Below are 11,912 nucleotides of genomic sequence, written 5' to 3'. Positions count from 1 at the left end.
CAGCCCGAGGTGGGCCCTGCGGGCCCGGAGCGGCCGGGGAATGCCGCCCCTACGATCGTCGTTGTGCCGCCCGTGACGAACTCCCAGCCCACCCCCGGCCCCACGGTCCCCGCCACCGGGGAACCGCCGGTCATCCCGCCGGCGGAGCACGACGGCGTCCGTGACCTGATCATCATCGGGTCCGGGCCCGCGGGGTACACCGCCGCCACCTACGCCGCGCGTGCCAACCTGCACCCGCTGGTGTTCGAGGGCTCCCAGTACGGCGGCGCCCTGATGACCACCACCGAGGTGGAGAACTTCCCCGGGTTCCCCGAGGGGGTCCAGGGTCCGCAGCTGATGGACGACATGCGCACCCAGGCCGAGCGCTTCGGTGCCGAGCTCGTCTCCCGGGACGTCACCGAGGTCGACCTCACCGCCACCCCCAAGGTGGTCACGGTCGGCTCGGAGGTGCACCGGGCGCACGCGGTCATCGTGGCCACCGGCTCCAAGTACCGCTACCTCGGCCTGGACAACGAGCAGCGGCTGCTCGGGCACGGCGTGTCGGCCTGTGCCACGTGTGACGGGTTCTTCTTCCGCGACCAGGACATCGCGGTCGTCGGCGGTGGTGACTCCGCGATGGAGGAGGCCACCTTCCTCACCCGCTTCGCCCGGTCGGTCACCGTGGTGCACCGCCGCGAGGAGCTGCGCGCCTCCAAGATCATGGTGAAGCGGGCCCAGGACAACGAGAAGATCCGCTGGGCGCTGGGCAAGCAGGTCACCGACGTGGTCGGCGACAGCGCCGTCTCCTCGGTCCAGCTCACCGACGTCGCCACCGGCGCCACCGAGCAGCTGCCGGTCACCGGCCTGTTCGTCGCCATCGGCCACGACCCGCGCAGCGAGATGTTCGCCGGCCAGCTCAAGCTGGACGACGAGGGCTACGTGCAGGTCGAGCACCCGACCACCCGCACCAACATCGACGGCGTCTTCGCCTGCGGCGACGTGGTCGACCACATCTACCGGCAGGCCATCACCTCGGCCGGCACCGGTGCGGCCGCGGCGATCGACGCCGAGCGCTGGCTCGCCGACACCTTCGACGAGCGTTAGGCCCCCTCCAGGGCCCCAGTGCGAGCTTGCTCGTGCTGGGTAGGAGTGGGTCCTTCGTCCCTCTGCCCCCCACCACGCTCGCAAGCTCGCGCGTCGGGGGCCGGGCAGACGAATGTCAGCTGGCCTTTTCGCATCCAACGAGACACACACGAGAGGCACTCCCATGGCAGGCAACACCGTGACCGTCACCGACACCAGCTTCGCCGCCGACGTGCTGGGCAGCGACAAGCCCGTGCTCGTCGACTTCTGGGCCGAGTGGTGCGGCCCGTGCAAGATGGTCGCCCCCGTGCTCGAGGAGATCGCCGCCGAGCACGGCGACAAGCTCACCATCGCCAAGCTGAACATCGACGAGAACCCGCAGACCGCGCGGGACTTCCAGGTCATGTCGATCCCGACGATGACCGTGTTCCAGGGCGGCAAGCCGGTCAAGAGCATCATCGGTGCCAAGCCCAAGGGCGCCATCCTGTCCGACCTGGCCGACTACCTGTGATCACAGTTTCGCCGTAGTCCTGCTGCACGTCGAGGCTCCCTCGCAGGGCCCCGCCGCGAGCTTGCTCGCGGTGGGGGCGAGGGGGTCCTTCTTCTGAGGGCCCCCTCGCCGGGTCCTGCTGCGAGCTCGCTCGCGGTGGCGGCGAGGGGGCCCTTCGCCGTCCCCGGCACGGGCGGCGGGCCGCCGTCGCCAGGCCCTGCCGCGTCCGGCGACGCTGAGTTGTGCGGTGGCGTTCAGCCGACGACAGTGGACGTACGGGCCCCCGCCGTCCCGCCGGACTCCGGCAGGGACGACAATCGACCACACGATGGGAAGCGACACCCGCATGGAACCCCTGGGCCCCGGCGACCGCGGTCCCGCCGTCACCGACGTCCGCGCGGCGCTGCGCCGGCTCGGCCTGCTCGGCGCGGCCACGGCACACGGCGCCCACCCGAACGGCACCGGCGACGACGCGCCGTACGACGCCGAGACCGAGCTGGCCGTCCGGCACTTCCAGCAGGTGCGCGGCCTCTCGGTCGACGGCCGGGTCGGCGAGGAGACCTACCAGGCGCTGACCGAGGCCCGCTGGTCCCTCGGTGACCGGCTGCTGCGCTACGACCCGGAGCGCCCGCTGCGCGGCGACGACGTCACCAACCTGCAGGAGCGCCTGCTGGAGCTGGGCTACGACGCCGGCCGGGCCGACGGCATCCTCGGCGCGGAGACCGAGGCGGGCCTGCGGGCCTTCCAGCGCGACTACGGCCTCATCCCGGACGGCACCTGCGGGCCGGGCACGCTGCGCGCGCTCAAGCAGCTGGGGCGCCGGGTCACCGGCGGCCGGCCGCAGCTGCTGCGGCAGAGCGCCGTCCTGGTGGAGTCCGGGCCGCACCTGATCGGCCGGGTCATCGTGATCGACCCCGGGCACGGCGGCGAGGACACCGGCTACACGGCGGGGGAGACCACCGAGTCCGACCTGGTGTTCGACCTGGCCTCCCGGATCGAGGGCCGGCTGGCGGCCGCCGGGGCCAAGGTGTTCCTCACCCGCGGGCGCACCGGCGGCCCGGACATGCACGAGCGCACCGCGTTCGCCAACGACGCGCGGGCCGACCTGTTCATCTCGCTGCACATGGAGGCGCACGGCTCGCCGCACGCCCGCGGGGTGGCCAGCTACTACTACGGCAACGGCTCCGGGGTGAGCTCCACGGTCGGTGAGCAGTTCGCCAACCTGCTGCGCCGCGAGGTCATCGCCCGCACCGGGATGCTGGACTGCGGCTCCCACGCCAAGACCTGGGATCTGCTCCGGCTCACCCGGATGCCCGCCGTCCGGGTCGACTGCGGCTACCTGTCGCACCCGGTCGACCGGATGCTGCTGCTCGACGCCCGGCTGCGCAGCACCATCGCGCAGGCCGCCGTGGCCGCCGTCCAGCGGCTGTTCCTGCCGGCTGAGAACGACCCGAAGACCGGCACCTTCCTGCTCCCCACAGGCATCTGAGGCCACACCGGTCCCAGCAGGCGGCCCGTCCGGGACCCCTCCGTCCCTCGACTGCCTAGACTCGCGAGGGTGCCCCCTCCCGTGCCCGACCCCTCCGGTCAGCTGGGGACGCACTCACCCGGTGCGGCCCCCTCCTCCAGCAGCTCCGTCTCCCCGCGGCACCCGCGGCTGGACCCCCTGGCGGACAGGTACGCGGCACGCACCCACGGGATGAAGTCCTCGGAGATCCGGGCTCTGTTCTCCGTGGTCAGCCGGCCCGAGGTGGTCTCCCTGGCCGGTGGCATGCCCGCGGTCACCGCGCTGCCCCTGGACGCCGTCGGGTCGATGATCGGCGAGCTGGTCAGCGGCATGGGTGCGCAGACCCTGCAGTACGGCTCCGGCCAGGGCGACCCCCGGCTGCGCGAGCGGATCTGCGACGTCATGGCGCTGGAGGGCATCACCGACGCGTCGCCCAGCGAGGTCGTGGTGACCGTCGGCTCCCAGCAGGGGCTCGACCTGGTCACCCGGGTCTTCATCGACCCCGGTGACGTGATCCTCGCCGAGGCGCCGTCCTACGTGGGTGCCCTCGGCGTGTTCCAGTCCGCGCAGGCGCGCGTGCGGCACGTCGCCATGGACGACGACGGGCTGGTCCCCGAGGCGCTGGAGCAGGCCCTGCTGGAAGCCCGCGCCGCCGGTGACCGGGTCAAGTTCCTCTACACGGTGCCCAACTTCCACAACCCCGCCGGCGTGACGCTGAGCGAGCCGCGCCGCCAGGCGATCGTGGCCATCGCCGACCGCTACGACCTGCTGGTGATCGAGGACAACCCCTACGGCCTGCTGGGCTTCGAGCAGGAGCCGATGCGGGCCCTGCGCGCCCGGAACTCCGAGCGGGTCATCTACCTGGGGTCGTTCTCCAAGACGTTCTCCCCGGGCCTGCGGGTGGGCTGGGTGCTCGCGCCGCTGGCGGTGCGGGAGAAGCTCGTGCTGGCCACCGAGGCGCAGGTGCTCTGCCCGCCCTCGCTCACCCAGTACGCCGTCGCCCGGTACCTGGACACCCAGCCGTGGCGGGAGCAGATCAAGGTCTTCAGCGAGCTGTACCGGGAACGCCGGGACGCCTGCCTGGAGTCGCTGACCGCGCTGATGCCGCCGGGCACCACCTGGACCCGCCCGCGCGGCGGCTTCTACGTGTGGCTGAAGCTGCCGCACGGCCTGGACGCCAAGCTGATGCAGCCCCGAGCGGTCAACGCCCACGTCGCCTACGTGCCGGGCATCGGTTTCTACGCCGACGGCAGCGGCCGGGAGTACATGCGGCTGTCCTACTGCTACCCCGAGCCGGAACGGATCCGGGAGGGCGTGCGCCGCCTGGCCCGGGTCATCGAGGCCGAGCTCGACCTGCACTCCACCTTCGACACCGTGGACACCGGCACCTTCCGGGCCGCCCGCCCGGTCACGCCGGGTCCGCGCGGCGGCCCGCGCACCAGCACGCCGGCGCCCCTGATCGGGCCGGCCAACGCCGGCTCCAGCGAGGGCAGCACGGCGCCGATCGAGTCCGACGGGGGAACCGGGGCATGAGCGACACCGAGGCACGCGCGGCCGGCGGCGGGGTCTCCGTGGCCGGCACCCGCTGGAGCACCGACCGGGACCCGTTGCGCGCCGTCGTCCTGGCCGGGGGGCTGACGTTCGAACGGGAGGTCAGCCTCTCCTCCGGCACCCAGGTGGTGGACGCGCTGACCCGGGCCGGCGTCGACGCCGAGCTGCGCGACGCCGACGGCGAGCTGCTGCCCGGGCTGGCCGCCGCGCCCGCCGACGCGGTGTTCATCGCCCTGCACGGCGCCACCGGTGAGGACGGCGCGCTGCGCGCGGTGCTGGACCTCGCCGGCATCCCCTACGTCGGGTCGCCCGCCGCCGCCTGCCGGCTGGCCTGGGACAAGCCGGCCGCGAAGTCGATGGTGCGCACCGCCGGCGTCGCCACCCCCGACTGGGTGGCCCTGCCGCACAGCACCTTCCGGGAGCTGGGCGCCGGGGCCGTGCTCGACCTGATCGTGGCCCGGCTCGGCATGCCGCTGATGGTCAAGCCGGCGTCCGGGGGCTCGGCGCTGGGGGCGCAGAAGGTGGCCCGGGTCGAGGACCTGCCGGCGGCCATGGTCAGCTGCTTCGCCTACGGCGACACCGTGCTGGTGGAACGCTTCGTGGACGGCGTGGAGCTCGCCGTCTCGGTGATCGACCTGGGGGAGGGCCCGGAGGCGCTGCCGGCGGTGGAGATCGAGCCGGAGTCCGGCGTCTTCGACTACACCTCCCGCTACACGCCGGGGCTGACCGAGTACCACGTGCCGGCCCGGGTGTCCGCCGAGGTCGCCCGCCGGGCCGCCGAGGTGGCCGTGCAGGCGCACCGGACCCTGGGGCTCGCCGACCTCAGCCGCACCGACGCGATCGTCTCGCCCGACGGCGAGGTGCACTTCCTGGAGGTCAACGTCTCCCCGGGCCTCACCGAGACGTCGATGTTCCCGATGGCCGTCGAGGCCGCCGGGCACCGGCTGGGCGACGTCCTCGCCCAGCTCCTGGCCCGCCGCGCCGAGACCCGCGTCTGACGTCGGACACCGCTGCCGGACAGCGGGGCCGAAATCGTCAGTGACGACCGGTGGCCGGTCCTTACGCCCGGCCGGTGATGTCGGCGGACATGTGGCCGATGATCCGCTGCAGGTCGTCCACCGAGCCGAACTCGACGACGATCCGGCCCTTGGACCGGCCGATCTGGATCTTGACGTTGGTCTCGAAGACGTCGGACAGCCGGCTCGCGAGGTCCTCTACGCCGGGCGCGCTGATCGTGCGGGGGCTGCGGCGGCTGGTGGCGGGCTGCTCGGCGACGGCCAGCGCCACCGCCTCCTCGGTGGCCCGCACCGACATGCCCTCGGCCACGATCCGGGTGGCCAAGGCGTCCATGGCCTCGTTGTCGGCCAGCCCCAGCAGGGCCCGGGCGTGCCCGGCGGACAGCACGCCGGCGGCCACCCGGGTCTGCACCTTCACCGGCAGCTTCATCAGCCGGATGGTGTTGGTGACCTGGGAGCGGCTGCGCCCGAGCTTGCCGGCCAGCTCCTCGTGCGTGGCCCCGAACTCCTGCAGCAGCTGCTGGTAGGCGGCTGCCTCCTCCAGCGGGTTCAGCTGCACCCGGTGGATGTTCTCCAGCAGGGCGTCGCGCAGCATGGCGTCGTCGTCGGTGTCCCGGACGATGGCCGGCACGGTGCCCAGATCGGCGGCGCGCGCGGCACGCAGCCGGCGCTCGCCCATGATCAGCTCGTAGCCGCCGTCCGGGCGCTCGCGCACCACGATGGGCTGCAGCAGGCCGAACTCCCGGACCGAGTGGGTGAGCTCCTCCAGCGCCTCGTCGTCGAACACCAAGCGCGGCTGCTTCGGGTTGGGGACGACCTCCTCGACCCGGATCTCCCGCAACTGAGCACCAGGGACTGTCGAGGTCTCCGCATGTGCGGAGGCATCGGCGGCGTTCCGGAGGGTGGCCGCCATCGCCGGGGGATCGACCGTGGCGACCGCCGTCCCGCCTGCCGACGTGCCGCCGGCAGCCGTGCCGTCCGCGGCCCGGTCGTCGACTGTGGACGGCTCCGGCGCCGGCGCACTCGTCGGGATGAGGGCCGCGAGTCCGCGCCCCAGTCCACCGCGCTTGGTCACGCTGTCTCCTCGCTGGCGGTGTGCTGATCCGGGGTGCTCCTGCAGGAGCGCATCAGGTCGGGTCCTCGCGGCCGGCGCGGTGCCCGACGGACCGGGAGGCCATCGGTGGCTCGCCCAGGATGAGCGCCGCCACCGGCGGCCCGGCCACGACCGGCGCCGGCGGTGGGGCGGCCACCTGGGGCTTCAGCCCGGCACCCCGGAAGGCGAGCTCCCGGGCGGCCTCCACGTAGCTGGTCGCGCCCCGGGAACCCGGGTCGTAGGTGAGCACGGACTGGCCGTACCCGGGCGCCTCGGACACCCGGACGTTGCGGGGGATGACCGCGGTGAGCACGACGCTGCCGAAGTGGCTGCGCACCTCGTCGGCCACCTGGTCGGCGAGCTTGGTCCGGCCGTCGTACATGGTGAGCAGGATGGTGCTCACCGAAATGCCGGGGTTGAGGTGCGCCTTCACCAGGTCGATGTTGGAGAGCAGCTGCCCCAGGCCCTCCAGTGCGTAGTACTCGCACTGGATGGGAATGAGCACCTCGTCCCCGGCCACCAGCGCGTTCAGCGTGAGCAGCCCCAGGGACGGCGGGCAGTCGATCAGCACGTAGTGCGGGCGCTGGTCGGCGGGCAGCTCCTGCAGGTAGAGCTCGATCGCCCGCCGCAGCCGGTACTCGCGGGCCACCACCGAGACCAGCTCGATCTCCGCGCCGGCCAGGTCGATCGTGGCCGGCACGCAGGTCAGGTTCGGGCTCGCCGTCGTCGGGTGGGTGACCTCGGCCAGCGTGCTGTCCCCGACCAGGGCGTCGTAGATGGACGGCGTGCCGACGCTGTGGTCCACGCCGAGCGCCGTGCTGGTGTTGCCCTGTGGGTCGAGGTCGATGACCAGGGTGCGCAACCCGAAGATGGCCAGGGCCACGCCCAGGTTCACCGTCGAGGTCGTCTTGCCGACCCCGCCCTTCTGGTTGGCGATGGTCATCACCCGGATCCGGCCGGGGGCCGGCAGCGGCTCCTGGTCCGCGGCGTGCAGCACCCGGGAGGCGCGCATGGCCTCCATCGCGATGGGGGTGTCCCACTCGACGCCGGCCGTGGTGGCCTGGTCAGCAGCCAGACTGCTGCGCAGACGCTCGCCCGGGTCGGTCATGCCTGCATTCTCCCTGCCCGTTTCACGTGGAACGCAGTCGGGTACCGGTGCCCGTTCCACGTGGAACGACGTGCCGCGCGCCCGCGCCACCCCCGGACCCGGCGGCGACGCCACGCGGCCGTGCGCTCCCCGGCGGACCGGAGATCACCGACCACTCCTGGTCATCACCACCACGGTAGTGGCAGCAGCGCCCAGGTTCCCACCCACCGCGCGGGCGTGCACGTCCCGCATCCCGGCGGCCTCGAGTTCCGGCACGAGGCCGGGCAGCTCGGCCAGCGCCCGGGCGCCCACCAGCGTGACCAGCTGGGCCCCGGGCCGGAGCAGACCCCGGCACCAGCCGACCAGCCGAGGCAGCGGCGCCACCGCCCGGGCCGTGACGACGTCCACCGGCCCGACGGCGCGGGCGACCGAGCGCTCCTCCGCCCGGCCGCGCACGACCCGCCACGGCCGGGACAGCTCGGTTGCGACCTCCTCCAGGAACTCCACCCGGCGGGCCATCGGCTCCACCAGGGTCAGCGAGAGGTCGGGCCGGGCCAGGGCCAGCGGGATGCCCGGCAGGCCGGCGCCGCTGCCGACGTCCACCACGTGCGCCCCGTGCGCCACGGCGTCCCCGACAGCCACGCTGTTGAGCACGTGCCGGTCCCACAACCGGGCCACCTCCCGGGGGCCGATCAGCCCGCGGGTGACACCTCCGTCGGCCAGCAGGGCCACGTAGCGCTCGGCGTCGGCCAGCGCGTCGCCGAAGACCTCCCGCGCCAGCTCCGGCGTCGCCGGCGCCGGCTCGCGGCCCGGGTCCGCCGCGCCCGTGCCGTGCTCGCCGTAGGCGCTCGCGGGCCCGCTCACGCGTCCGGCAGGACCACGACGCGGCGGTTCGGCTCCTCGCCCTCGGACTCGCTGCGCACACCCGCCGCACCGGCGATGACGTCGTGCACCACCTTGCGCTCGAACGGGTTCATCGCCGTCAGCCGCTCGGGCTGCCGGCTCTCCGCCACCCGGCGGGCGGCCTCGGCACCCAGCGCGGTGAGGTCGGCGCGCCGCTTGGCCCGGTACCCGCCGATGTCCAGCATCAGCCGGCTGCGCGTGCCGGTCGACTGCGCCACGGCCAGCCGGGTCAGCTCCTGCAGTGCCTCCAGGGTGGCGCCGTCCGGGCCGATCAGGGTGCTCAGCCCGCCACCGACGACGGCCACCGACGCCCGGTCGCCCTCGACGTCCAGGTCGATGTCGCCGTCCACGTCGAGGATGTCCAGCAGGCGCTCGAGGTAGTCACCGGCGACGTCGCCCTCCTGCACGAGGAGGTCGTCGGCCTCCTCGTCGTCGTCCTCGTCGTCGTCGGTGTCCGACACCACCTCGACGGGCTCGACGACGGCGTCGTCGGAGACGGCGTCGGCGTCGGGCAGGGCAGGCTCGGTGTCCGTGCCGGACGGCACCAGGACGTCGTCGGAGGTGGCCTCCGCGGTCACCGCGGTGTCGGACTGGTTCAGCTGGGGAGCGCTCATGGACTCATCCTCTTCAGGCGTGCAGCAGGCGACCGGGGCGGACCCGGGGGAGGGGGAGTGCCTCGCGGGCCGGCGTCCCGGACGAACGCCGCGCGGCGGGCGAGCAGGTCAGCGCCGTTTGCGCCGGGCCCGGTTGGCCGGGCCCTGCCCGGCCTTGCCGCCACCCGGCGAGCCCGCGGCGCTGGAGCCGCCCCCGCCACGGGGACGCCCGTTCGTGGGGCGGGCCGGCGCGACGTCGGCCGTGGGCGGGGTGACGTCGGCGATGTCGGGACCGCCGGTGGAGGGCACGTCACCGGCGCCCACCGAGGCGGCGTCGATGGTGCTGCTGGGGGCCACGCTGCCGGCGGCTCCACCGCCGGCGGCGCCGCGCTTGGGCCGCACCGGCTTGGCGCCGGGGCGGGGTGCCAGGGCCTTGGGGTCGATCGCCGGCTTCTCCGCGGCGGCCTTGGCCAGGGCCGCGGGCGACCCGGGCGGGGGCAGCTTCTTGAGGATGTAGAACTGCTGGCCCAGCGTCCACAGGTTGTTGGTGAACCAGTAGAGGAGCACCCCGATCGGGAACAGGAAGCCCGAGACGAAGAGACTGGCCGGCATGCCGTAGAGCAGCAGCTTCTGGATGGTGGCCGCCTGGCCCTCGACCGGCCCGGAGCGGCGCTGGATCTGCTTCTGCGTGTAGTACGTCGTGAAGCACATGATCACGATGAGGATCATCGCGACGACGCGGATGTTGGTGTAGCTGACGCCGGGCAGGGCCAGCAGGTCGGTCTTCTTCGGGTCCATCATGTTGAACGACGACGAGATGGGTGCCCCGAAGAGGTCGGCCTTGGCCGCCTGGTCGGTGAGCTGGTCGCTCCAGGTGTAGAGCCCGTCCTTGCCCGGGGCGATCCGCCGCAGCACGTGGAACAGGCCGATGAACACCGGGATCTGCGGCAGGATCGGCAGGCAGCCGGCCAGCGGGTTGACGCCGCGCTCCTTCTGCAGGGCCATCACGGCCTGGCTGTAGCCCTGCTTGTCGCTGCCGTACTGCTTCTTGATCTTCGCGAGCTCCGGCTGGATCTCCTGCATCGCCCGCTGCGACTTGACCTGCTTGACGAACAGCCGGAACAGCAGCACCCGGATGGTGACGACGAGCAGCACGATGGACAGCGCCCAGGTGATGCCGCCGGCCGGGTCGAGGAACGTGGAGAGCACGGAGTGCCACGACTTCATCACCCACGCGATGGCGGTGTAGATCCAGTCAAGCAACGGAGGTCTCCTCCTCGGCGTCCGGGCGGGGGGGCGCCGGGCTGGGAACACGTGCGGGACGGTCGGGTGCGGGCAGGAGCCCGCCGGCGGTGCGCGCGGCCGGACCGGTGGTCAGCTGTTCCGACGACGGGGAGCCGCCGTCGGTTCCACCGCGCGGCGCACCCGCACCGGCGGGCGTGCGGGCCGGGGGCACCAGGTCGACCCCGCCGGGGTGCCAGGGCGCGCACTTGGCCAGCCGCACCAGCGCCAGCCAGGAGCCGCGCCCGGCGCCGTGCACCTCGAGGGCCTCGGCCGCGTAGGCGCTGCAGCTGGGGTGGAACCGGCACCGCGGGGGCAGCACCGGGCTCACCGCACGCTGGTACCAGCGGACGGCGGACACCAGGGCGCCCCGCAGCCGGCCCCGGGTCACGGCTGGTCGGCCCGGGGGGCGGACGAGCGTGACGACGAGGGTCGTGCGGTCGCGGCCGAGCGGCCCAGCACGCGGTCCAACCCGGCCCGCAGGTCCCGGCCGAGCGCGGCGGAGCCGGCGGTCGCCGCCTCCGGTCGGGCCCGGACCACCAGGTCCGCGCCGTCCGGGAGCCGGTGCAGCTCGGCGCGCACCAGGTGCCGCAGTTGCCGGGTCACGCGGTGCCGGCAGACCGAGTTGCCCACGGACTTCCCCACGACGAAACCGGCCCGCGGGCCGTCCGTGGACCGTGCGCCCTCGTCCCCGGCGACGAGACCACCGGGGACGCCGTCGCCAGGGACGACGCGCTGGTCGAGGTAGTGCAGGACCATGGTCGGCCGGCCGGCACGCCGGCCGGACCGGACGGCCACGGTGAACTCCGGCCGCCGGCGCAGGCGTGCCTGCGCGGGCAGCACCTCAGGCGGAGAGGTTGTCGCGACCCTTGCGGCGGCGGCCGGCGAGGATCGCGCGGCCTGCGCGGGTGCGCATCCGCAGCCGGAACCCGTGGGTCTTGGACCGGCGACGGTTGTTCGGCTGGAACGTGCGCTTGCTCACGAGGACTCCCACTACACGACATCGATGGTCGTGCACGGGCCCTGCGACCCGTGCACGTGGAGGCGCCGCCCGCCGGGGACGTCGACATCGACGACCACGGCCCCACGGACACCTCGAGGCTGGTGTGCTGCGGCCGGCGGGCACACCGGGATCGAACGCACCGGTGCCCACAGTCCACAGACGCCGACCAGCATAGCCGAGGTGCCGCCGCCACCGGTGGCGGACCGCCCCGTCGCGGCCCCTCCGGCCTGCGCCGACGCGCCGGGCCGGGAGCCGTGCACCCGGCCGCGGCGTCGTTGCCGGGCTGTGGACGAGGCTGTTAGCGTCGTCCGGGCGGCTGGTCGGGC

At 73.8% G+C, this 11,912-nt stretch carries 13 protein-coding genes; 5 read left to right on the top strand and 8 right to left on the bottom strand.

Going from position 1 to position 11,912, the window contains the following annotated elements; all coding sequences use genetic code 11:
• The first annotated feature begins 63 nt into the window (after nucleotides 1-63).
• From trxB to G1H19_RS14910, 5 genes are all read left to right on the top strand, one after another.
• Entirely contained in the window at nucleotides 64-1,083 is a 1,020-nt protein-coding gene (trxB, locus tag G1H19_RS14930) for a thioredoxin-disulfide reductase (RefSeq protein ID WP_235928272.1), read from the top strand.
• A gap of 163 nt (nucleotides 1,084-1,246) precedes the next feature.
• The gene (trxA, locus tag G1H19_RS14925; RefSeq protein WP_152731569.1) at nucleotides 1,247-1,573 is read left to right on the top strand and encodes a thioredoxin; all 327 of its coding nucleotides are present in this window, start codon (nucleotides 1,247-1,249) and stop codon (nucleotides 1,571-1,573) included.
• 325 nt (nucleotides 1,574-1,898) lie between these two features.
• Nucleotides 1,899-3,041 carry an N-acetylmuramoyl-L-alanine amidase gene (locus G1H19_RS14920; protein WP_152731568.1) on the top strand — a complete coding sequence of 381 codons (1,143 nt, stop codon included), beginning with the start codon at nucleotides 1,899-1,901 and terminating at the stop codon, nucleotides 3,039-3,041.
• 69 nt (nucleotides 3,042-3,110) lie between these two features.
• Complete coding sequence (locus G1H19_RS14915; protein ID WP_235928269.1) at nucleotides 3,111-4,592, top strand: aminotransferase-like domain-containing protein; 1,482 nt, start codon at nucleotides 3,111-3,113, stop codon at nucleotides 4,590-4,592.
• Nucleotides 4,589-5,608, top strand: a complete 1,020-nt coding sequence (locus G1H19_RS14910) for a D-alanine--D-alanine ligase family protein (protein WP_152731567.1) — start codon at nucleotides 4,589-4,591, stop codon at nucleotides 5,606-5,608. The genes G1H19_RS14915 and G1H19_RS14910 overlap by 4 nt, the downstream gene beginning before the upstream one ends.
• 61 nt (nucleotides 5,609-5,669) lie before the next feature.
• Here the strand turns inward: G1H19_RS14910 and G1H19_RS14905 are convergent, their stop codons facing one another.
• The 8 genes from G1H19_RS14905 to rpmH form a co-directional block, all read right to left on the bottom strand.
• On the bottom strand, nucleotides 5,670-6,467 hold the full coding sequence (locus tag G1H19_RS14905; RefSeq protein WP_235910172.1) for a ParB/RepB/Spo0J family partition protein: 798 nt from the start codon (nucleotides 6,465-6,467) through the stop codon (nucleotides 5,670-5,672).
• A 286-nt stretch (nucleotides 6,468-6,753) separates the two neighbouring features.
• Nucleotides 6,754-7,827 carry a ParA family protein gene (locus G1H19_RS14900; protein WP_152731565.1) on the bottom strand — a complete coding sequence of 358 codons (1,074 nt, stop codon included), beginning with the start codon at nucleotides 7,825-7,827 and terminating at the stop codon, nucleotides 6,754-6,756.
• A 144-nt stretch (nucleotides 7,828-7,971) separates the two neighbouring features.
• Complete coding sequence (gene rsmG, locus G1H19_RS14895; protein WP_162393392.1) at nucleotides 7,972-8,670, bottom strand: 16S rRNA (guanine(527)-N(7))-methyltransferase RsmG; 699 nt, start codon at nucleotides 8,668-8,670, stop codon at nucleotides 7,972-7,974.
• Nucleotides 8,667-9,323 carry a Jag family protein gene (locus G1H19_RS14890; protein WP_152731564.1) on the bottom strand — a complete coding sequence of 219 codons (657 nt, stop codon included), beginning with the start codon at nucleotides 9,321-9,323 and terminating at the stop codon, nucleotides 8,667-8,669. The genes rsmG and G1H19_RS14890 overlap by 4 nt, the downstream gene beginning before the upstream one ends.
• A 108-nt stretch (nucleotides 9,324-9,431) precedes the next feature.
• A complete protein-coding gene (gene yidC / locus G1H19_RS14885) occupies nucleotides 9,432-10,565 on the bottom strand; it encodes a membrane protein insertase YidC (protein WP_152731563.1) in 1,134 nt (377 codons plus the stop codon).
• Complete coding sequence (gene yidD / locus G1H19_RS24905; RefSeq protein ID WP_235928267.1) at nucleotides 10,558-10,974, bottom strand: membrane protein insertion efficiency factor YidD; 417 nt, start codon at nucleotides 10,972-10,974, stop codon at nucleotides 10,558-10,560. The genes yidC and yidD overlap by 8 nt, the downstream gene beginning before the upstream one ends.
• Nucleotides 10,971-11,426, bottom strand: a complete 456-nt coding sequence (gene rnpA / locus G1H19_RS14875; protein ID WP_162393391.1) for a ribonuclease P protein component — start codon at nucleotides 11,424-11,426, stop codon at nucleotides 10,971-10,973. Before rnpA ends, yidD begins: the two co-directional genes overlap by 4 nt.
• 1 nt (nucleotide 11,427) lies before the next feature.
• A complete protein-coding gene (gene rpmH / locus G1H19_RS14870) occupies nucleotides 11,428-11,565 on the bottom strand; it encodes a 50S ribosomal protein L34 (RefSeq protein WP_162393390.1) in 138 nt (45 codons plus the stop codon).
• Nucleotides 11,566-11,912 lie beyond the last annotated feature (347 nt).

The sequence above is a fragment of the Goekera deserti genome (assembly GCF_010685995.1).
Taxonomy (GTDB): Bacteria; Actinomycetota; Actinomycetes; order Mycobacteriales; family Geodermatophilaceae; genus Goekera; species Goekera deserti.
Note: the sequence above shows the minus strand (reverse complement) of the source record. Positions and strands in the feature narration are given on the sequence as shown.

Bases quoted from the DNA above. Each gene is read 5' to 3' on its own strand.
- G1H19_RS14910 (WP_152731567.1), top strand. From the start codon at position 4,589: ATGAGCGACACCGAGGCACGCGCGGCCGGCGGCGGGGTCTCCGTGGCC.
- G1H19_RS14890 (WP_152731564.1), bottom strand. From the start codon at position 9,323: ATGAGCGCTCCCCAGCTGAACCAGTCCGACACCGCGGTGACCGCGGAG.
- G1H19_RS14900 (WP_152731565.1), bottom strand. From the start codon at position 7,827: ATGACCGACCCGGGCGAGCGTCTGCGCAGCAGTCTGGCTGCTGACCAG.
- trxA (WP_152731569.1), top strand. From the start codon at position 1,247: ATGGCAGGCAACACCGTGACCGTCACCGACACCAGCTTCGCCGCCGAC.
- G1H19_RS14920 (WP_152731568.1), top strand. From the start codon at position 1,899: ATGGAACCCCTGGGCCCCGGCGACCGCGGTCCCGCCGTCACCGACGTC.